The 19,292-nt window shown below is 68.4% G+C and carries 21 protein-coding genes; 11 read left to right on the forward strand and 10 right to left on the reverse strand.

Annotated elements, in window-relative coordinates:
- Positions 1 to 4: 4 nt before the first annotated feature.
- The 3 genes from BST10_RS01360 to BST10_RS01370 are packed head-to-tail and all read right to left on the reverse strand — an operon-like array spanning position 5 to position 2,872.
- Positions 5 to 1,174: an acyl-CoA dehydrogenase gene (locus tag BST10_RS01360; RefSeq protein WP_083035961.1), complete on the reverse strand. Its 1,170-nt coding sequence runs from the start codon at positions 1,172 to 1,174 to the stop codon at positions 5 to 7.
- A gap of 14 nt (positions 1,175 to 1,188) precedes the next feature.
- Entirely contained in the window at positions 1,189 to 1,704 is a 516-nt protein-coding gene (gene purE, locus BST10_RS01365; protein ID WP_083035963.1) for a 5-(carboxyamino)imidazole ribonucleotide mutase, read from the reverse strand.
- Positions 1,697 to 2,872, reverse strand: coding sequence for a 5-(carboxyamino)imidazole ribonucleotide synthase (locus BST10_RS01370; RefSeq protein ID WP_109559348.1), 1,176 nt, complete (start codon positions 2,870 to 2,872; stop codon positions 1,697 to 1,699). The genes purE and BST10_RS01370 overlap by 8 nt, the downstream gene beginning before the upstream one ends.
- A 154-nt stretch (positions 2,873 to 3,026) precedes the next feature.
- On the opposite strand from BST10_RS01370, the gene BST10_RS01375 reads away from it, so the two are divergent.
- Complete coding sequence (locus tag BST10_RS01375; RefSeq protein WP_083035967.1) at positions 3,027 to 3,692, forward strand: GtrA family protein; 666 nt, start codon at positions 3,027 to 3,029, stop codon at positions 3,690 to 3,692.
- Here BST10_RS01375 and BST10_RS01380 read toward each other — a convergent pair.
- Both BST10_RS01380 and BST10_RS01385 read right to left on the reverse strand, forming a co-directional pair.
- The gene (locus BST10_RS01380) at positions 3,656 to 4,165 is read right to left on the reverse strand and encodes a PH domain-containing protein (protein WP_083035969.1); all 510 of its coding nucleotides are present in this window, start codon (positions 4,163 to 4,165) and stop codon (positions 3,656 to 3,658) included. The two genes, BST10_RS01375 and BST10_RS01380, sit on opposite strands and share 37 nt — an antisense overlap.
- A gap of 8 nt (positions 4,166 to 4,173) precedes the next feature.
- Complete coding sequence (locus BST10_RS01385) at positions 4,174 to 4,986, reverse strand: biotin--[acetyl-CoA-carboxylase] ligase (protein ID WP_083035970.1); 813 nt, start codon at positions 4,984 to 4,986, stop codon at positions 4,174 to 4,176.
- A gap of 155 nt (positions 4,987 to 5,141) precedes the next feature.
- Between BST10_RS01385 and BST10_RS01390 the strand changes: the two genes are divergently transcribed.
- Positions 5,142 to 6,038: an alpha/beta hydrolase gene (locus BST10_RS01390; protein WP_235673630.1), complete on the forward strand. Its 897-nt coding sequence runs from the start codon at positions 5,142 to 5,144 to the stop codon at positions 6,036 to 6,038.
- A gap of 35 nt (positions 6,039 to 6,073) precedes the next feature.
- Here BST10_RS01390 and ligD read toward each other — a convergent pair whose 3' ends face one another.
- Positions 6,074 to 6,979, reverse strand: a complete 906-nt coding sequence (ligD, locus tag BST10_RS01395) for a non-homologous end-joining DNA ligase (RefSeq protein ID WP_083035974.1) — start codon at positions 6,977 to 6,979, stop codon at positions 6,074 to 6,076.
- A 150-nt stretch (positions 6,980 to 7,129) separates the two neighbouring features.
- Here ligD and BST10_RS01400 point away from each other — a divergent pair, with 150 nt between their 5' ends.
- The 3 genes from BST10_RS01400 (at position 7,130) to BST10_RS01410 (ending at position 9,757) form a co-directional block, all read left to right on the forward strand.
- Positions 7,130 to 8,779: an acyl-CoA carboxylase subunit beta gene (locus tag BST10_RS01400; RefSeq protein WP_083035976.1), complete on the forward strand. Its 1,650-nt coding sequence runs from the start codon at positions 7,130 to 7,132 to the stop codon at positions 8,777 to 8,779.
- 23 nt (positions 8,780 to 8,802) lie between these two features.
- Positions 8,803 to 9,045, forward strand: coding sequence for an acyl-CoA carboxylase subunit epsilon (locus tag BST10_RS01405; RefSeq protein WP_371869223.1), 243 nt, complete (start codon positions 8,803 to 8,805; stop codon positions 9,043 to 9,045).
- Positions 9,046 to 9,118: 73 nt separating this feature from the next.
- Positions 9,119 to 9,757 carry a Maf family protein gene (locus BST10_RS01410; protein ID WP_083035979.1) on the forward strand — a complete coding sequence of 213 codons (639 nt, stop codon included), beginning with the start codon at positions 9,119 to 9,121 and terminating at the stop codon, positions 9,755 to 9,757.
- 16 nt (positions 9,758 to 9,773) lie between these two features.
- Here the strand turns inward: BST10_RS01410 and BST10_RS01415 are convergent, their stop codons facing one another.
- Complete coding sequence (locus BST10_RS01415) at positions 9,774 to 10,358, reverse strand: hemerythrin domain-containing protein (protein ID WP_083035981.1); 585 nt, start codon at positions 10,356 to 10,358, stop codon at positions 9,774 to 9,776.
- 136 nt (positions 10,359 to 10,494) lie between these two features.
- Here BST10_RS01415 and BST10_RS01420 point away from each other — a divergent pair, with 136 nt between their 5' ends.
- From BST10_RS01420 to BST10_RS23630, 4 genes are all read left to right on the forward strand, one after another.
- Complete coding sequence (locus BST10_RS01420; RefSeq protein ID WP_083035983.1) at positions 10,495 to 11,388, forward strand: sulfurtransferase; 894 nt, start codon at positions 10,495 to 10,497, stop codon at positions 11,386 to 11,388.
- Entirely contained in the window at positions 11,385 to 11,801 is a 417-nt protein-coding gene (locus BST10_RS01425; RefSeq protein ID WP_013829973.1) for a SufE family protein, read from the forward strand. The genes BST10_RS01420 and BST10_RS01425 overlap by 4 nt, the downstream gene beginning before the upstream one ends.
- Positions 11,802 to 11,892: 91 nt before the next feature.
- Entirely contained in the window at positions 11,893 to 13,692 is a 1,800-nt protein-coding gene (locus BST10_RS01430; protein ID WP_083035986.1) for an acetyl/propionyl/methylcrotonyl-CoA carboxylase subunit alpha, read from the forward strand.
- Positions 13,693 to 13,705: 13 nt separating this feature from the next.
- Positions 13,706 to 14,110 (forward strand): GNAT family N-acetyltransferase, encoded by a 405-nt coding sequence (locus BST10_RS23630; RefSeq protein WP_083036135.1) that lies wholly within the window; start codon positions 13,706 to 13,708, stop codon positions 14,108 to 14,110.
- Here the strand turns inward: BST10_RS23630 and BST10_RS22885 are convergent.
- Together BST10_RS22885 and BST10_RS01440 are read right to left on the reverse strand one after the other, a co-directional pair.
- On the reverse strand, positions 14,015 to 14,299 hold the full coding sequence (locus BST10_RS22885; RefSeq protein ID WP_049792916.1) for an MFS transporter: 285 nt from the start codon (positions 14,297 to 14,299) through the stop codon (positions 14,015 to 14,017). The genes BST10_RS23630 and BST10_RS22885 overlap by 96 nt on opposite strands.
- Before the next feature lie 44 nt (positions 14,300 to 14,343).
- Positions 14,344 to 15,330 carry a TIGR03557 family F420-dependent LLM class oxidoreductase gene (locus tag BST10_RS01440; protein WP_083035988.1) on the reverse strand — a complete coding sequence of 329 codons (987 nt, stop codon included), beginning with the start codon at positions 15,328 to 15,330 and terminating at the stop codon, positions 14,344 to 14,346.
- 90 nt (positions 15,331 to 15,420) lie between these two features.
- Here BST10_RS01440 and BST10_RS01445 point away from each other — a divergent pair, with 90 nt between their 5' ends.
- Together BST10_RS01445 and BST10_RS01450 are read left to right on the forward strand one after the other, a co-directional pair.
- Complete coding sequence (locus BST10_RS01445; protein WP_083035990.1) at positions 15,421 to 16,440, forward strand: iron-containing redox enzyme family protein; 1,020 nt, start codon at positions 15,421 to 15,423, stop codon at positions 16,438 to 16,440.
- 193 nt (positions 16,441 to 16,633) lie between these two features.
- On the forward strand, positions 16,634 to 17,071 hold the full coding sequence (locus BST10_RS01450; protein ID WP_232062403.1) for an STAS domain-containing protein: 438 nt from the start codon (positions 16,634 to 16,636) through the stop codon (positions 17,069 to 17,071).
- A 35-nt stretch (positions 17,072 to 17,106) separates the two neighbouring features.
- On the opposite strand, the gene BST10_RS01455 is transcribed toward BST10_RS01450, so the two are convergent.
- A complete protein-coding gene (locus BST10_RS01455) occupies positions 17,107 to 19,251 on the reverse strand; it encodes a catalase (RefSeq protein ID WP_109559350.1) in 2,145 nt (714 codons plus the stop codon).
- Positions 19,252 to 19,292: the final 41 nt, after the last annotated feature.

A 19,292-nucleotide genomic window follows, 5' to 3' on the forward strand; every position in this document is an offset into this window, starting at 1 on the left:
CAATTTAACGCAGCAGGTGCCGGCTCATCACGACACGCTGGATCTGGTTGGTGCCCTCGTAGATCTGGGTGATCTTGGCGTCACGCATCATCCGCTCGACGGGGAAGTCGGTGGTGTAGCCGGCCCCGCCGAACAACTGCACGGCGTCGGTGGTGACCTCCATGGCCACATCGGAGGCGAAGCACTTGCTCGCCGCGGAGATGAAGCCCAGCTCGGTCTCGCCGCGCTCGGCGCGCGCCGCAGCCGAGTAGACCATCAGCCGGGCCGCCTCGATCTTCATCGCCATGTCGGCCAGCATGAACTGCACGCCCTGGAAGCTGCTGATGTTCTTGCCGAACTGCTTGCGATCCTTGGTGTAGTCGATCGCCGCGTCCAGGGCGCCCTGCGCGATGCCGACGGCCTGCGCGCCGATGGTCGGGCGGGTGTGGTCCAGGGTCCGCAACGCCGTCTTGAACCCGGTGCCGGGCTCGCCGATGATCCGGTCGCCGGGGATGCGGCAGTTCTCGAAGTACAACTCGGTGGTCGGCGAGCCCTTGATACCGAGCTTGTGCTCCTTGGGCCCGACGGTGAAGCCCTCGTCGTCGACGTGGACCATGAACGCCGAGATGCCGTTGGCGTCCAGGTCGGGGTCGGTCACCGCCATCACGGTGTACCAACTGGACCTGCCGCCGTTGGTGATCCAGCACTTGGACCCGTTGAGAATCCAGTCGTCGCCGTCGGCCTTGGCGCGGGTGCGCATCGCCGCGGCGTCACTGCCGGCCTCCCGCTCGCTCAACGCGTAGGAGGCCATCACCTCACCGGCGGCCAGGCCCGGCAGCACCTGCTGCTTCAGCTCGTCGGAGCCAGACAGGATCAGCCCCATGGTGCCCAGCTTGTTAACGGCGGGAATCAATGATGCAGATGCGTCGACGCGCGCGACTTCCTCGATCACGATGCAGGCCGCCACGGAGTCCGCACCCTGCCCGCCGTACTCCTCGGGCACGTGCACCGCATTGAAACCCGACGAATTCAGTGCCGCCAACGCCTCCTCGGGGAAGCGGGCCTGCTCGTCGACCTCCTTGGCGTACGGAGCGATCTCCTTCTCGACCAAGGCGCGGATCGCTGCCCGCAACTCATCGTGCTCCTCGGGGAGTTGGAACAGGTCGAACGACGGATTTCCGGCCCACCCAGCCATGACAGCCTCCTAAGCTACTCGCCGGTAACTTTACCTTGAAGTGCGGCGTCCTTCGCAAGCACGGTGTCCGCCAGCTGCTGCTGGAAAGCCGCCATCCGGGCCCGTAGCGCCGGGTCGGCGGCAGCCAGGATTCGCACTGCCAGCAAACCGGCGTTGCGTGCGCCGCCGATGGAAACGGTGGCCACCGGCACCCCGGCCGGCATCTGCACGATCGACAGCAACGAATCCAACCCGTCGAGCCGGGCCAGCGGAACCGGCACGCCGATCACCGGCAGCGGTGTGGCCGAAGCCACCATCCCGGGCAGGTGCGCCGCGCCGCCCGCCCCGGCGACGATCACCTCGATGCCGCGGCCGGCGGCGTCACGGGCGTAGTCGAACATCCGTTGCGGGGTGCGGTGCGCCGAGACCACCCCGACCTCGAACGGGATGTCGAACTCGGCCAGCGCCATGGCCGCCTCCTCCATCACCGACCAGTCGCTGTCGCTGCCCATGATCACGCCGACCCGGGGACCGGGCTTGTGCTCACTCATGCGGGTCCCATCCGTCCGTCCAGATTCCGTGCGACAACCAGTGTGCCGCGCTTTCAGCTCGCTCACGCAGCTCCGCCGAACCCGCCGCATCGTCACCGAGCAGGTTGATGTGCCCGATCTTGCGGCCGGGCCGCTCATCCTTGCCGTAGAGGTGCACCCGCGCGTCGGGATAGCGGGCGAACAGGTGGTGAAGCCGTTCGTCGATCGTCATCGTTGGCGGCTCGGGCGCGCCGAGCACGTTGGCCATCACGGTCACCGGCACCACCGGGTCGGTGGCGCCGAGCGGATAGTCCAGTACGGCGCGCAGATGCTGTTCGAACTGGCTGGTGGCCGCGCCGTCCATGGTCCAGTGCCCGGAGTTGTGCGGCCGCATCGCCAGCTCGTTGACCAGCAACTCGCCGTCCACCGTCTCGAAGAGCTCAACGGCGAGCACCCCGACCACGCCCAGCTCATCGGCCAGCCGCAGCGCCAGTCGCTGTGCGGCGGCCGCCGACTCCTCGGACAGCTCGGGGGCCGGCGCGATCACCGCCACGCAGATCCCGTCTTGCTGCACCGTCTCCACCACCGGCCACGCCGCGCCCTGGCCGAATGGTGATCGGGCGACCAGCGCGGAGAGCTCCCGGCGCATCGCCACCCGCTCCTCGACCAGCACCGGCACCCCGGAGGCCAGATAGTCGGCGACGGCGGCCCGCGCCCCGGCCGCATCGTCGACGATCGACACCCCGCGCCCGTCGTAACCGCCCCGGGCCGCCTTCACCACCATCGCGCCACTGGTCTGCGCCCCGAACTCGTCGAGGGCCGCCATGCCCGCAGCGGTTTCGATCGCGGCGAACCGGGGCACCGGGGCCCCCAGCGCCGCCAGCTTGCGACGCATCACCAGCTTGTCCTGGGCGTGGCGCAAGGCCGCCGGCGGCGGGGCCACGTTGACTCCCTCGGCCACCAGCTTGTCCAACAGCTCGCCGGGGACGTGCTCGTGATCGAAGGTCAAGACGGTGGCCCCGGCCGCGACCCGACGCAGATCGTCGAGGTCGGTGTGCGACCCGATGACCACATCGGGGGTGACCTGAGCCGCCGGTTCGTCGGCCGCGCCGGCCAGCACCCGTAGTCGCTGACCGAGCGCGATCGCGGCCTGGTGGGTCATCCGGGCCAACTGACCGCCGCCGACCATGGCGACCTGGGGGTAGCGCCCGGTTGCGGGCGCCGGCGTTGCAGCCGGGGGCGTGGAGGGCACTGGCACGGGCAATATCGTGTCACGCCGCCCCGGCTACGGCGTTATCCAGTCATTAGGCAGGGATCCGGCAAAGTCCGTACACTGGCGACTTGTGTCTTTTACCGACGCCACGATCGCCCGGTTGCCGCGGGTGATCCGGCCGCTGGCCGAGCGCCACCACGAGTTGATCAAATTCGCCATTGTCGGCGCGACCACCTTCGTCATCGACTCGGCGCTGTTCTACACCCTCAAGCTGACCATCCTGGAACCCAAGCCGGTCACGGCCAAGGTCATCTCGGGCATCGTCGCGGTGATCGCGTCCTACATCCTCAACCGTGAGTGGAGCTTCAAGGACCGGGGTGGCCGGGAGCGCCACCACGAGGCACTGCTGTTCTTCGGGGTCAGCGGCGTGGGCGTGCTGTTGTCGATGGCGCCGTTGTGGTTCTCCAGCTACGTCCTACAGCTGCGGGCACCGATGGTGTCGCTGACCATGGAGAACATCGCCGACTTCATCTCGGCCTACATCATCGGCAACCTGCTGCAGATGGCGTTCCGGTTCTGGGCGTTCCGCCGCTGGGTCTTCCCCGACGAGTTCGGCCGCACCCCGGACTCGGCGTTGAGCGCCTCCATCGAGGACGGCGCGCTCGTCGAGGCTCTCGAGGACACCTTGGAAGAGACCGCCGAGTCCTCACCCGACGGCCACGCCGGTGTGGTGACCCTGTTCCGGCGCCCGGCCCGGCATCAACCGGCAGCGGACGGGTTGTCGAAGACTTCGTGATAGAGCAGCGCGTGCACCTGTTCCACGCGCGGGATGTCGTAGAACTCCAGCGGTTCTTGTGACGCCGACTCGATGATCAGCGTCCCGGTGCGCAGCATCCGGTCGATGAGCCCGTGCACGAATTCCACGCTGTTGATCCGCGCCAGCGCGATGTCGATGCCGCTGCGGGTCAGCAAGCCGTGCCGATACATCACGCGCCGGTCGGTGACCACGAAATGCGTGGTCAGCCAGCTCAGGAACGGCCAGAGCGCCAGCCAGCCGACCACCACCAGCCAGATCGCCCAGATCACCGCGAAGACCACGTTCTTGGCGTTGGGATCCCAGGCCCGCGGGTTGACGAACCCGGATGCGAAGCCGGCGCAGGCGGTGGCCAGCAGCAGCGCCAGCACCGGACCGAGCAGGCGTTTGACGTGCGGGTGCCGGTGCAGTACCACCTGTTCGTCGTCGGCCAGCACGCTCTCGGGATAACCCACGGCCGGCCCTAGCTGTTCGGCCGCAGCCGGGTGACGTCGCCGGCCGACACGGTGACCGTTTCACTTCCGGTGTCGATGACCAGTCGGCCGGTGTCGTCGATGGCCCGGGCGAGGCCCTCGATCTGCTGGCCGCCGGGCATCTCCGCGCGCACCCGGGCGCCCAGCGTGCAGCTGTACCCGCGGTAGTCCGCGGTCAGCGCCTCGTCGGCCCCGCCGGCCGCACGCCAGGCCGCGATCCGGGCCGCCAGGTTCCGAAGAATCTTGTCCGCCCAGACGTTTCGGTCGATCGCCGCAGCGCCCAGCATGGCCAATGAGACCGCCCGCGGATCCGGCACCTGCTGCGCGGTCATGGTGACGTTCAGGCCGAGTCCGACCACGACGAGCTGTTTGGGGGCAGCCACCTCGGCGAGGATCCCGGCCAGTTTGCCCTGGTGGTCTGCGCCCACGATCACGTCGTTGGGCCACTTCAGACCGACCGGCAGGCCCGAGACCTCGGTGAGTGCGTCGGCCACCGCGACGCCGGTCGCCAGCGTCAGCCAGCCCCAGCCCGATGTCGGCACCATGTCGGCGGCCACCCCCACCGACACGGCCAGCTGGCTGCCCGCAGGCGCCACCCAGTCCCGGCCGTGCCGTCCACGTCCGGCCGTCTGGTGTTCGGCCAGCAACACCGCGCCGTCGATGTCCTCACCGGCGGCCGAGCGGGCCAATAGGTCGGCATTGGTGGACCCGGTCTCGGCGACCACGTCCAGTGCACGCCACGGCCGGCCGAGCCCGGTGAGCCCGTCACGCAGAACGGTTGCGTCGAGCGGCGGAACATTCATTTCGCCAGCTTAGAGCCGGGATCCCGGCGGCGCCGGTTGAAACGCCCGACCGCGGGGTACCCGGCCCCTCAGCGGCACTTAGGGGGGTGATCGGAGTGGGCACCGGGGGGTCGAGGCGACGAATCCACCGATGTCACAGCACACAATCGGTTGCGGTGTCGCTGGCGAGCAGGCTCGTAGTCAAGAACGTGGTGCGCGCATGGGCGATTCGGCCGGACATGCCGTGGCCGTTCGCCTCGGTCGACCGCTTCGCCGGCTGGGTACCTTACCGGCCGGCCGTGACGGTCGAACGAGTTCGGCTGGGTTCCTGTGTCGCCGAACGTGTTCAGGCCAAGCAGACGTCGACGCAGCGAGCGATCCTCTACCTGCACGGCGGCGCATTCCTGACCTGTGGCCTCAACACCCACCGCGCCCTGGTGGCCCGGCTGTCGCGGGCGGCGGAGGCAGCCGTCCTCAACATCGATTACCGAATGTTGCCCTCGCACGGGGTATCCGACGCGATCGAGGACGGCTTGGACGGCTTGCGATGGCTGCTCCGGCGCGGCTACGACCCGGAACGAATCGTGATCGCCGGCGACTCGGCCGGCGGCTATCTGGCCTTTATGACCTCCCTGGCCGCCGCGCAATACGATCTTCCCAACCCTGCTGGTATTGCGGTGGTTTCACCGTTCACCGACGCCGATCCGACGGCAAAGATGCGGCATCGCAACGCGAACCGGTGCGCGATGTTCCCGTGCGGGGCGCTGCCGGCGTTCACCCGCTATCTCCGCCGCGCCCAAGTCGTGTCGCCGGTGGATGCCGACCTCTCGGCACTGCCACCGGTCACCATCCACGCCAGCTGCGACGAGCTGCTGCTGCCCGATGCCGAGGTCATGGCCGAGCGGCTGGGCAGCGCCGGCGTGCCGTGCGATCTGCACCTGTGGGACGGCCAGATTCACGATTTCCCGCTGGCCGCCGATGTGCTACCGGAGGGACGGCGGGCGATCCGCTACATCGGCGACTTCGTCAAGCGGGTCACCGAACCGCCTGAACCCGGGACGGCCGCGGCCTGACGCCGTTGCTTTCTGCTACCCGGTCCTGCCTTCCGCTACGCGCCGAGCTTGGCGAGTCGATTCCGCAGCGGGGCCAGCGCGCACGCCTGCCGGTACATGTCGGCCCAGGGATCGCCGCGTTCGCACATCCGCTTGGGCACATCGCGCAGGGTCCAGCCGTCCGGGCGCATACCGGGTACGTCGAGCTCGTCCCACTCCAGCGGGAGTGCCACCGGCGCCCCGGCGCGAGCCCGTACCGCGTACGGCGCAACGCCGGTCTGGCCGTAGGCGTTTCGCATCACGTCCACATACACCCTGCCGCCGCGGCCGGCCTTGCGGATCTCAAGGGTGCGATGCAGCGGGTCGTCGTCGACGACGAGACCGGCAATGGTGCGGGCGAATTGGCGGGCGGTGTCGAAATCGGCGTCCCCGCCCAGCGGTGCCACGATGTGCAGGCCGCGCGAACCGGTCGTCTGCACGTAGGCCGTCATCCCCAGTTCCTGCACGACGTCGGCGACCGCCCGGGCGGTCGCCCGGACCACCGCGAAGTCGTCATCGGCGGGATCCAGATCGAATATCAGCCGATCGGGTGTCTCCAGGTGCGGACGCCGGGACAGCCAGGAGTGCAGCGTGATGCAGTCCTGGTTGGCCGCCCACACCAGCGCCTCCTCCCGCGTCACCACCGGATGCACCACGGTGCCCTCGCCGGACTTCCGGGCGACCTCGACCCGGTCCATCCAGTCCGGCAGTGTGGCGGCGAAGTTCTGCTGAATGAACCCCTCCTTGTCGATACCGCCGGGATACCGGGTCAGCGTGAGCGGGCGACCGTCCAGGTGCGGCACCATCACCGGCGCGATTTCGGCGTAGTAGTCGATGAGATCGCCCTTGGTGATCGCCTCGTGGGTGCCGGACGCCGGGAAGAGCACCCGGTCGGGATGAGTGATCGAGACGTTGGGCTTCATAGCGGCCGCGTACCCGTTGCCACCGAACCGGTAAACCGGCACCCGAGGGCAACCCCCGGACCGGGAAATCCGCATCGCGGCGCGGGCACCGGTGTCGTGTTAGCGGGTCCGCGCGGCTGATCCGATAGCTCGCGATTAAGATCATTTCTTATGACCGTTACTGAGCACTCCGGACAGTCCGCTGTAGAAGCCCAGGGCGAGCACGTCGTCGACATCCACACCACCGCAGGCAAGCTTGCCGACCTCAAGCGTCGCGCCCAGGAGACGCTGCACCCGGTCGGTGAGGCCGCGGTGGAGAAGGTGCACGCCAAGGGCAAGCTGACCGCCCGCGAGCGCATCCTGGCCCTGCTCGACGAGGGGTCTTTCATCGAGCTCGACGCGCTGGCCAAGCACCGCAGCACCAACTTCGGCCTGGCCGGGAAACGCCCGCTCGGTGACGGGGTGGTCACCGGCTACGGCACCATCGACGGCCGCGAGGTCTGCATCTTCAGCCAGGACGCCACCGTTTTCGGCGGCAGCCTCGGTGAGGTCTACGGCGAGAAGATCGTCAAGGTCCAGGAGCTGGCCATGAAGACCGGCCGGCCGCTGATCGGGATCAACGACGGCGCCGGTGCCCGCATCCAGGAGGGCGTGGTCTCGCTGGGCTTGTACAGCAAGATCTTCCACAACAACATCCTGGCCTCGGGGGTGATCCCGCAGATCTCGCTGATCATGGGCGCGGCCGCCGGCGGCCACGTGTACTCCCCCGCCCTGACCGACTTCATCGTGATGGTCGACCAGACCAGCCAGATGTTCATCACCGGGCCCGACGTGATCAAGACCGTCACCGGCGAGGACGTCACCCAGGAGGAGCTGGGCGGCGCCCACACCCACATGGGTAAATCCGGCACCGCGCACTACGTCGCCTCCGGTGAGCAGGACGCCTTCGAGTACGTGCGCGACCTGCTCAGCTACCTGCCGCCGAACAACTACGCCGACCCGCCGCGCTTCGCGGTGCCGCCGGCCGACGGTGCGATCGAGGACAACCTCACCACCGAGGACATCGAGCTGGACACGCTGATCCCGGACTCGCCGAACCAGCCGTACGACATGCACGAGGTGATCACCCGGATCCTCGACGACGACGAGTTCCTCGAGGTGCAGGCCGGCTACGCCGGCAACATCGTGGTCGGGTTCGGCCGCATCGAGGGCCGTCCGGTCGGCATCGTGGCCAACCAGCCCACCCAGTTCGCCGGCTGCCTGGACATCAACGCCTCGGAGAAGGCCGCCCGGTTCATCCGGACCTGCGACTGCTTCAACATTCCGATCGTGATGCTGGTCGATGTGCCCGGCTTCCTGCCCGGTACCGAGCAGGAATACAACGGCATCATCCGCCGCGGCGCCAAGCTGCTCTACGCCTACGGTGAGGCCACCGTCGCCAAGATCACCGTCATCACCCGCAAGGCCTACGGCGGCGCGTACTGCGTGATGGGATCCAAGGAGATGGGCGCCGACGTCAACGTGGCCTGGCCGACGGCTCAGATCGCGGTCATGGGCGCCTCCGGCGCGGTCGGGTTCGTCTACCGCCAGCAGCTCTCCGAGGCGGCCCGCAACGGCGAGGATGTGGACGCGCTGCGGCTGAACCTGCAGCGGGAGTACGAGGACACCCTGGTGAACCCGTACGTGGCCGCCGAGCGCGGCTATGTCGACGCGGTGATCCCGCCGTCGCACACCCGCGGCTACATCGCGACGTCGCTGCGGCTGCTGGAACGCAAGATCGTCCAGCCGCTGCCCAAGAAGCACGGGAACATCCCCCTGTGAGCCCAGTGAGCGGAGTGAGCGCAGTGAGCGCCGAAGCCGACGAGGCCACCGCCGCGGCCGAGCCGCATATCCGGGTGCTCAAGGGCAACCCCACCGACGAAGAGGTCGCCGCCCTGGTCGCGGTGCTGGGCACGGCCGGCGGCGGCGCGGCCGAGACCGGCCCGCCGGAGCGCAACATGTGGGGCCACCCGGTCGACAAGCTGCGGTATCCGCTGTTCAGCTGGCAGCGGGTGACCCTGCTGGAGCGCACTCATATGCGCCGGTGACGACGCCGAGCGCCGGCGAGGCCGCCGGGATGCCTCCCGCTTGCGGTGGCGAACGGCGCCACAGGCGCAACCGGTGACGCGCCTGGTTCTCGGATCGGCCTCGCCGGGCCGGTTGGGCGTGCTGCGCCAAGCCGGCGTCGACCCGTTGGTGGTGGTGTCCGGCGTGGACGAGGACGCCGTGATGGCGAACTTGGGTCCCGATACCGGTCCCGCCGATCTGGTGCGAACCCTGGCGTGCGCCAAGGCCGAACACGTCGCGAGCATCCTGGACCGATCCGTCGCGACTGATTGCGTGGTGATCGGCTGCGATTCGATGCTCTACATCGACGGCGAGCTGGCCGGCAAGCCGCCGTCGGTGGATGAGGCACGCCGCCGTTGGCGGTCGATGGCCGGACGCGCCGGACAGCTTCACACCGGTCACAGCGTTATCCGGTTACAGGACAATGTGATTCAACATCGCGCCGCGGAAACGGCGGTCACCACAGTCCGATTCGGGATACCCACCGATGACGATCTGGAGGCCTACCTGGCCACCGGCGAACCGCTGCGGGTGGCCGGCGGATTCACCCTGGACGGGCTGGGCGGCTGGTTCGTCGACGGCGTCGACGGCGACCCGTCCAGTGTGGTCGGAATCAGCCTGCCGCTGGTGCGGTCGCTGCTCGCCGGGGCCGGGTTGTCCGTCGCCGCACTGTGGGCGGCCAATCCGGTGTAGCCGGGCCGGCAACGAATCACGACGACGAGCCGGTTTGTCGGCCCGTCAGCTTGTCGCGGATCCGGTCGACCATGCCCACCCCGGCGCCGAGGGTCTTGTGGAACAACTCCGAATGCGGTGCCTGCGGGTGCGGGCGAGTTGGCGCCAATTTCTTGGCGTTCTGGACCTTTTCGCCCATCTCGACGAGCTCCCGGGCCGAAAGATGTTCCCGTAGCTTGGGAAACTGCTCGGATTCCTCGTCGTGCGCGTGATGACGCAGCAGCGACTTCAGCTCTCGAGTCAGGCCCAGGAACTCCGGATCCGATGCGGCGACGTCCTCGAGCTTCTTCATGACCTTCACGATCTCGTCGTGCTCTTCCTTGTCGTGCTTCACATCGTCGGAGCCGCCGGGCAGCTTGTCCTCCATGACCGGGTAGACGAACATCTCCTCGGCCACGGCGTGACGCATCACCTCGGCGGTGACGGTGTCGGCGATGTCACGCTGAGCGTCGGGGTCGGCAGTGCTCTCGACTTCGGTCAGCAGCTCGATCATCTCGTTGTGGTCGGCGGTGAGGATGTCGACGACATCTGTGGTCACCGAAGCCTGCTTGCTGTCAGCCATGAAACGTTCCTCCGTTGGGTGCGTCAGCCATCGGCAACTGGGTACCCGCTTGCTGCGGACCCAATCCCCGCGGTTGCCGCAGCATTCAGCGCCGTCTCGCGCGCGGCGCGGGACCGGAGTGAGTAGGCTCGACACCGTGCCAGTGCCTGCCGACCCCAGCCCCGCCCTGCAGTCCTACGCCCATCCGGAACGGTTGGTGACCGCCGACTGGCTCGCGGGAAATCTCGGTAAACCCGGTCTCGTGGTGGTGGAGTCCGACGAGGACGTGCTGCTCTACGACGTCGGCCACATTCCCGGCGCGGTGAAGATCGACTGGGTCACCGACCTCAACGACGCGCCGGTCCGGGACTACATCTCCGGCGAGCAGTTCGCCGACCTGATGAACCGCAAGGGCATCTCCCGCGACGACACCGTGGTGATCTACGGCGACAAGTCCAACTGGTGGGCGGCTTACGCGCTATGGGTGTTCACGCTGTTCGGCCACGAGGATGTGCGGCTGCTCGACGGCGGGCGCGACCTGTGGGTGTCCTCGGGCCGCGAGACCACCCTGGAGGTGCCGAGCAAGACCACGACGGGCTACCCGGTCGTCGAGCGCAACGACGCCCCGATCCGGGCGTACAAGGAAGACGTGCTGGAGATCATCGGCCGTGCGCCGCTGATCGACGTCCGCTCGCCGCAGGAGTACACCGGCGAGCGCACCCACATGCCGGACTACCCGGAGGAGGGTGTGCTGCGCGGCGGCCACATTCCCACCGCGATCTCCATCCCGTGGAGCAAGGCGGCCGACGACGCCGGCCGGTTCCGCAAACGCGAGGAGCTCGAACAGCTCTACGGCTTCTTGAAGCCGGGCGACAATCCGGTGGCCTACTGCCGCATCGGGGAGCGCTCCAGCCACACCTGGTTCGTGCTGACCCACCTGCTCGGTATGGCGGGCGTGCGCAACTACGACGGCTCCTGGACCGAGTGGGGCAACACCGTGCGGGTGCCCATCGTGGACGGTGAAGCACCGGGAGCCGTGCCGGCCCGATGAGCCTTCCGGAGGGCCTGGCGCAGGTGGTGTCCGACTTCGCCGAAGTCGAAGGGCAGGACAAACTCAAGCTGCTGCTGGAATTCTCCGACGAGCTCCCGGACCTGCCCGACGACCTGGTCGAATCCGCCATGGAGCCGGTGCCGGAGTGCCAGTCGCCGTTGTTCCTGCATGTCGACGCCGCCGACCGGCAGCGGGTGCGGTTGTATTTCAGCGCTCCCCCGGAGGCGCCCACCACGCGCGGGTTCGCGTCGATCTGGGCGGCGGGCCTCGACGGCCAGCCCGCCGACGTCATCCTGGCAGTGCCGGAGGATTTCGCCTCGAGTCTGGGGCTGGCGGCGCTGATCAGCCCGTTGCGGCTGCGTGGGATGTCGGCGATGCTGACCCGGATCAAGAGGCGGTTACGGGCTGCCTAAGGGGCACCGAAACCGGTTCGGCGGTCGCGCCTTACACTGCTGTGAACTACATTCTTAAAGACATTTCTTAAACATGCCATCAGGAGGGCCAGTGGCGAACCATGCCAGCTCGAAGATCTCCAAGGTGCTCGTCGCCAACCGGGGGGAGATCGCAGTCCGGGTGATCCGCGCGGCGCGCGACGCCGGGTTGTCCAGCGTGGCCGTGTACGCCGAGCCCGATGCCGACGCACCGCACGTGCGGCTCGCCGACGAGGCGTTCGCCCTGGGCGGTCAGACCTCGGCGGAGTCCTACCTGGTCTTCGAGAAGATCTTGGACGCCGCGGCCCAGTCGGGTGCCAACGCGATCCACCCCGGCTACGGCTTCCTTTCGGAGAACGCCGATTTCGCGCAGGCCGTGCTCGACGCCGGGCTGATCTGGATCGGGCCGAGCCCGCAGTCGATCCGTGACCTCGGCGACAAGGTCACCGCGCGGCACATCGCCGCCCGCGCCAAGGCGCCGCTGGTGCCCGGCACCCCGGACCCGGTCAAGGACGCCGACGAGGTGGTGGCCTTCGCCAAGGAGTACGGCGTTCCGGTGGCGATCAAGGCCGCGTTCGGCGGTGGCGGCCGCGGCATGAAGGTGGCCCGCACCATCGAGGAGATCCCGGAGCTGTTCGAGTCGGCCACCCGCGAGGCGATCGCGGCGTTCGGCCGGGGCGAGTGTTTCGTGGAGCGCTACCTGGACAAGCCCCGCCACGTCGAGGCCCAGGTCATCGCCGACCAGCACGGCAACGTCGTCGTCGCGGGCACCCGGGACTGCTCGCTGCAGCGCCGCTTCCAGAAGCTGGTCGAGGAGGCACCGGCACCGTTCCTGACCGACGCGCAGCGCAAGGAGATCCACGAGTCGGCCAAGCGGATCTGCAAGGAGGCCGGCTACTACGGCGCCGGCACCGTGGAGTACCTGGTCGGCCAGGACGGACTGATCAGCTTCCTGGAGGTCAACACCCGCCTGCAGGTGGAGCACCCGGTCACCGAGGAGACCTCCGGTATCGACCTGGTGCGCGAGCAGTTCCGCATCGCCAACGGCGAGCAGCTCGACATCACCGAGGACCCCGAGCCGCGTGGTCACTCCATCGAGTTCCGGATCAACGGTGAGGACGCCGGCCGCGGCTTCCTGCCCGCCCCCGGCCCGGTCACCCGCTTCGACCCGCCGACCGGTCCCGGCATCCGGATGGACTCCGGTGTGGAGACCGGCTCGGTGATCGGCGGCCAGTTCGACTCGATGCTGGCCAAGCTGATCGTCACCGGGGCGACCCGCACCGAGGCGCTGGAGCGCGCCCGGCGGGCCCTGGACGAGTTCCACGTCGAGGGGCTGGCCACGGTCATCCCGTTCGACCGCGTGGTGGTGCGCGACCCGGCGTTCGTCGGCGACGAGAACGGCTTTTCGGTGCACACCCGCTGGATCGAGACCGAGTTCGAGAACACCATCGAGCCCTTCACCGGCGGTGAGCCCCTCGACGAAGAGGACGCGCAGCCGCGGCAGAAAGTGGTCGTGGAGGTCGGCGGCCGGCGCCTGGAGGTGTCGCTGCCCGGTGACCTGGCCCTCGCTGGCGGCGGTGGCGGTGGCGGTGCCGCCGGAGTCATCCGCAAAAAGCCCAAGGCCCGCAAGCGCGGTGCGCACGGCGGGGCGGCGGCTTCCGGTGACGCGGTCACCGCGCCCATGCAGGGCACCGTGGTGAAGGTGGCCGTCGAGGAGGGCCAGGAGGTCGCCGCCGGTGACCTGGTCGTCGTCCTGGAGGCGATGAAGATGGAGAACCCGGTGACGGCGCACAAGGACGGTGTGGTCACCGGCCTGGCCGCCGAGGCCGGCGCGGCCATCACCCAGGGCACGGTGCTCTGCGAGATCAAGTAGCGGAGCCTCGGCCATCGAGCCCGTCGAGATCAACGCCGGCCCGTGGTATCTACGGATGCCACGGGCCGATGATCGCGTCGATGACCGTCCGACACTGGCCGACCTCGGGGAGTCCGACCGGGACTACGTCGCTAAGGCGGAGTCCGGCTGGGCCGACGACACCCGCTACCTGTGGGCGGTCTGCGAGCCGACCACCGGCGAATTGTTAGCCGAGGTCACGCTGAACCCGGCCTCGGGTGACATCGCCACCCGCAGCCGGCCGGGCCACCAGGAGGCGGCACTGACCGGGGCCCAGGCGGTGTCCCGGTTCGCCGCAGGCGCGCTAGGTCTGACGCCGGTGATTACCGGCCCCGGTCGCCCGGATGGCGCGGTTTCGCCCGACCCATATCCAGGCCACGCCTCCGACGGCCAGCGCTAGGGCCGCGATCCCGAATCCCAGCGACCAGCCGGCGTGATGCTGCACGGCGGCGCTCATGAAGCCCACCAGCGCCAGCACCGCCATCAGCAGCATGGCCAGGCCCGGCGCCTCACGGCGATCCTTGAACATCATTCCGGCCCGCGGCCGCGTGGTACGGGCCTCATCGATCGGGTACTCGGTCTCGTCCATGGCTCTCTGGTACCCGCCGCGGCCGCACCCGAAACCGGGACCGCTCAGGACGCGGCGTCGCGCAGCGCCGCCAGCAGCGGTTCCGCGGCCTCGTTGAGGAAGGCATCCTGGGACTCCCCGCCGATCTGGATGAGCGCGATGTCGGTGAACCCGGCATCGCGGTAGGCGCCCACCGCCTCGACGATCGGATCCAGGTCCGGGCCGCACGGGATGGCGTCGGCGACGTCCTGCGGTGTGACGAACCGGGTGGCGGCGGCGAACGCGGCCGGTGTGGGCAACTCGGAATTGACCAGCCAGCCGCCGCCGAACCAGCGGAACTGCCGGTGGGCGCGCTGCACCGCGGCGTCGCGGTCGGGGTCCCAGCACACCGGTAGCTGCCCGATGACCCGGCCGTCGCCCAGCCCTGATGCCCGACGTGCGGTGTGCCAGGCGCTGACCAGGTCCGCGTCGGGCTGTACCGCAATCAGGTCGTCGGCGGCGGCGGCGAATCTGTCGACGCCCTTGTCCCCGGAGACCGCGACGGCCAGCGCGACGGGAATCTCCGGCAGGTCCCACAGCCGCGCCCGGTCGACCTCGAAGTGGTCACCGCGCAGATTGACCGTCTCCCCCATCAACAGCTCGCGAATTATCTTGATCGCCTCACCGAGCATGGCCTGTCTGCGCCCGACGTTCGGCCAGCCGGCGCCGGTGACGATGTGCTCATTGAGGTTCTCCCCGCTGCCCAGCCCGAGCGTGAACCGGCCGTCGGCCAGGATCTGCACGGTGGCGGCCTGTTGCGCCACCACCGCCGGGTGGTAGCGCATCGTCGGGCAGGTCACATACGAACACAGGCCGACCTGTTCGGTGGCCTGCGCGACCGCCCCCAACACCGCCCACGCGTTCGGGGCGTGGCCCTGCGAGGCCAGCCAGGGCGAGAAGTGGTCGCTGCACACCTCGAAGTCGAAGCCTCGTTCTTCGGCGGAGACGGCGTAACGGACAAGATCCTTGGGATCGCTCTGCTCGGTCATCAGGGTGTAGCCGAACCGTGTCATGGTGCTCGGGTACCCACCGGCCCGCCCCCGAAACAGCGCGGACGGTCGCGGCGTCGTTTGGCCCCGGCCGTGGCCCGGGTACCCGCGAGCGTGACCATCGCACCGCAGCGCACCGATCCCGCGACCGAGCCCGAGCTACCCGTGGCGTGTGGGCCGCTGTCGGCCGCGGTCTGCGGGCTGCTCCGCCGGCCCGCGGGCGCGACCGGCGACGTCGCCGTCGCGACAACCGGCGCCGACCCCTACGGGCGGGACCTGCAGCTGGCCCTCTACGTCTGCTACGAGCTGCACTACCGCGGCTTCGCCGGCGTGGACCCGGGGTGGGAGTGGGACGCCACCTTATTGGAACTACGCGCGCGGATGGAGCGCGTATTCCTCGATAGTGTTCGTCGGGACGTCGGCCCGATACCGGCGGACATCAATGTGAACGACGAAATGGAAGCTGCGGCAACCGAACCCGTGCGCGGCAGTGGACCCTCGTGGTATCTGCGCGATCTGGGCAGCTGGGAACAGGCTCGGGAGTACTTCGTGCACCGGTCGCTGTATCACCTCAAGGAAGGCGATCCGCACGCCTTTGCCATCCCGCGCCTGACCGGCCAGGCCAAGGCCTCCTTCGTCGCGGTCGAGTTCGACGAGTACGGCGCCGGTCGAGGGACGCGGGTGCATCAGCAACTGTTCGCCGACCTGCTCAACGCCGCCGGCTTGGACGCCGATTACCTCGTCTACCTCGACGTTGTTCCCGCCGAGTCGCTGGCGGTGGTCAACCTGATGTCGCTGTTCGGGCTACACCGCCGGTGGCGGGGGGCGGCCGTCGGGCACTTCGCCTCGACCGAGATCACCTCCCCGCCCGGGTCGGCCCGCCTGGTGGCCGCGCTGCGGCGGCTGGGCGCCCCGGAGCCGTGCGTGGCGTTCTACGCCGAGCACGTCGTGGCCGACGCGGTGCACGAACAGGTGGTGCGCACCGGCGTGGTCGGCGACCTGATACGTCACGCGCCGCAGCTGGAGGCCGACGTGGTATTCGGCATGCGGGCCCGTGATGTCGTCGAGAACAGGCTCGCCGACCTTATGATGGCGGCCTGGTCGGCGGGAAGATCTTCGTTACTCGCAAATTGAAAGTTAAGGTTTCACTGGGATTTTGCGGAGTTTGTCGCCGATCTCTTTGCCAATCGAAGCGGGCATGGGTAACGTCTGGTTCCTCCGGTTGAGTTCACAGCCGCAACTGAACGTCACCGTGTTTTATGTTGCTCGCCAAGAGATTACGCTGACGTGATCCAACAGCACGATTCGTCGACTGATGGAGCCACAAATGACAACCAGCAGGATTACCGAAACCGCTTTCGCCACTCCCGCAACGGAATCCACGCAGGCCTGGCGAAGCCATACCGCCAAATTCACCATCCACTGGGGTCGGTCGGGAGCGGTGGTTGCCGCGGACGGGGAGATCGACGCGGCCAACGCCGCACCGTTCGCCGACTACGCCAGACGCTGCGCCGACTGCTGCGAGTGGCTGATCTTGGACCTGGCCGAGCTGGCATTCATTGGCACGGTCGGATTTACCGCGCTGCAATCGGTCAGCGCCCGCTGCGCCGCGGCGCAGACCCGGCTGATGGTGGTACCGAGTCCGGCGGTGACCAGCGTGCTGCGGATCTGCGACCCGCAGTCCCGTCTGCCGCTGGTGCCCTCGCTGGCCGACGCCCTGGCCGACGTGCAGAAATCCGGGCGCCCGCTGCGCGCGGTGACCTGAAGCCGGGCCCGAACCCGGACCCGGCTCCCGGCGGGCTAGGCGGGCACCGCGTCGGCCGCCCGGTCCCAGACCCGGTGCTTGGCCAGCACCGCGGCGAAGGCGTCGAAGAACTCCTCACCCAGATCGCCGGCGGCCGCCGTGGTGGTGACCACGCCGGTCGAGACGGTGACCCCGGTGTCCTCGGCCAACCGCTCGACGATTCCCGCTTTGGGTAACAGCTCGACACCGGCCCCGAACGCCCCGATGGGCTTCAGGTGTTTGTAGGCCTCGGTGATGAAATGCATGGCGTAGCCGTCGGCGGCGAGCGTGTGCATCGCCTCCGGACCACACGGCACCACCACCGCGTCATAGAGCACCGAGGCCATGGTGGTGATCGCCCGGTCGACGCCCAGCTGCCCACCCGAGCCGCCGGCGAGTTCGCCGCCGCCGGTCGGGGCCAGTACTTCGGCGACGGCGCCGCGCCGGCGCATCGCCTCGACGAAGCTTTGGACGCCCGTAACGTCGACACCGTCAGCCGCCAGTACCGCGATCTTGCGGCTTTCGATGGTGGGCGCGCCCCGGGACTCCGGCGGAACGGTGGCGGCGTGCAGTTGCGAGAGCGCCGGCGACGTCCCGACCTTCTCGGCTGCGGCATCGAGCTGGCGCTCATCGGGCGCCGACAGCCCCAGCTTCTCGGCCACCTGGCGCGCCAGGTCGTGGTCGATGTGGTTGAGTTGCTCGACCACGCGCTGCCGGATCTCGACGGTTTCGCATTTGCCCAGTTCGAACGCGTACGCGGCGACGATGTGCTTGGCCTCCGGCTCGGACATGCTCTTGTAGAACATCCGCGCCTGGCTGTAGTGGTTCTCGAAGCTGGCGGCGCGTTTGCGGATCTTGTCGCCGTCCACCTTCTGGGTGTAGTGCCGGTACACCTCGTCGTCGCCGCCGGCCAAAGCCGGGCAGCCGCCGCCCAGCGAGTTCTTGTAGTAGCTGGACTTGCCGACCGGGATGGCGTGTTGGCTGTAGCCGTCGTGCTGGTTGGTGTGCACCGGCGCCACCGGCCGGTTGATCGGCAGGTGGTTGAAGTTCGGTCCGCCGAGCCGGATCAACTGGGTGTCCAGGTAGGAGAAGTTACGGAACTGCAGCAGCGGGTCGTTGGTGAAATCGATTCCCGGCACTACGTTGGCCGTGCAGAAGGCCACCTGCTCGGTTTCGGCGAAGAAGTTGTCCGGGTTGCGGTTGAGCACCATTTTGCCCACCGGACGCACCGGAACCTGTTCCTCGGGAATGATCTTCGTGGCGTCCAGCAGGTCGAAATCGAAATTGAATTCGTCGCTCTCGGCCACCAATTGCACACCCAGCTCCCACTCCGGGTATTGGCCGGCCTCGATCGAATCCCACAGGTCGCGGCGGTTGAAGTCCGGGTCTTTTCCGGCGATCTTCTGGCATTCGTCCCAGATCAGCGAATGCACACCGAGCTTGGGCTTCCAATGGAACTTCACGAACGTGCCCTGCCCCTTGGCGTTGACGAAGCGGAAGGTGTGCACACCGAAGCCCTGCATCATCCGGAAGCTGCGCGGCAAGGACCGGTCCGACATCAGCCACATGATGGCGTGCAGCGTCTCCGGTTGCAGCGACACGAAGTCCCACAGCGTGTCGTGGGCGGACTGCGCCTGCGGAATCTCGTTGTCCGGTTCGGGCTTCACCGCGTGCACGAAGTCGGGGAACTTGATGCCGTCCTGGATGAAGAACACCGGGAAGTTGTTGCCCACCAGGTCGTAGTTGCCCTGCTCGGTGTAGAACTTGGTGGCGAACCCGCGCACGTCGCGCACGGTGTCGGCCGATCCGCGGAAGCCGGCCACGGTGGAGAACCGCACGAACACCGGGGTCTTGGTGCCCGGCGAGGTCAGGAACTTCGCCGCGGTGAACTCGGCGAGTGAATCGTCGTAGGGCTCGAAGTAGCCGTAGGCGCCCGACCCGCGAGCGTGCACCACCCGCTCGGGGATCCGCTCGTGGTCGAAGTGCATGACCTTCTCCCGGGCGTGGAAATCCTCCAGCAACGTGGGCCCGCGCTCCCCGGCCGTCAGCGCGTCGTCGGTGTGGTCGACCCGCAGCCCCTGCTGGGTGGTCAGGTACCCGGACTCCCGGTCGTACCGGTGCTCGTCGAGCTGTCGCTGCTTGGGGTCCTCGGTAGCCACCACGGTTCCTCTCGTCGGCGTATTTGGAATTCCCTGCGTGGGGT

The organism is Mycolicibacter algericus DSM 45454, from assembly GCF_002086455.1.
Lineage (GTDB): Bacteria > Actinomycetota > Actinomycetes > Mycobacteriales > Mycobacteriaceae > Mycobacterium > Mycobacterium algericum.

Bases quoted from the DNA above. Each gene is read 5' to 3' on its own strand.
- BST10_RS01360 (WP_083035961.1), bottom strand. From the start codon at position 1,174: ATGGCTGGGTGGGCCGGAAATCCGTCGTTCGACCTGTTCCAACTCCCC.
- purE (WP_083035963.1), bottom strand. From the start codon at position 1,704: ATGAGTGAGCACAAGCCCGGTCCCCGGGTCGGCGTGATCATGGGCAGC.
- BST10_RS01370 (WP_109559348.1), bottom strand. From the start codon at position 2,872: ATGGTCGGCGGCGGTCAGTTGGCCCGGATGACCCACCAGGCCGCGATC.
- BST10_RS01385 (WP_083035970.1), bottom strand. From the start codon at position 4,986: ATGAATGTTCCGCCGCTCGACGCAACCGTTCTGCGTGACGGGCTCACC.
- ligD (WP_083035974.1), bottom strand. From the start codon at position 6,979: ATGAAGCCCAACGTCTCGATCACTCATCCCGACCGGGTGCTCTTCCCG.
- BST10_RS01400 (WP_083035976.1), top strand. From the start codon at position 7,130: ATGACCGTTACTGAGCACTCCGGACAGTCCGCTGTAGAAGCCCAGGGC.
- BST10_RS01415 (WP_083035981.1), bottom strand. From the start codon at position 10,358: ATGGCTGACAGCAAGCAGGCTTCGGTGACCACAGATGTCGTCGACATC.
- BST10_RS01425 (WP_013829973.1), top strand. From the start codon at position 11,385: ATGAGCCTTCCGGAGGGCCTGGCGCAGGTGGTGTCCGACTTCGCCGAA.
- BST10_RS22885 (WP_049792916.1), bottom strand. From the start codon at position 14,299: ATGGACGAGACCGAGTACCCGATCGATGAGGCCCGTACCACGCGGCCG.
- BST10_RS01440 (WP_083035988.1), bottom strand. From the start codon at position 15,330: ATGACACGGTTCGGCTACACCCTGATGACCGAGCAGAGCGATCCCAAG.
- BST10_RS01450 (WP_232062403.1), top strand. From the start codon at position 16,634: ATGACAACCAGCAGGATTACCGAAACCGCTTTCGCCACTCCCGCAACG.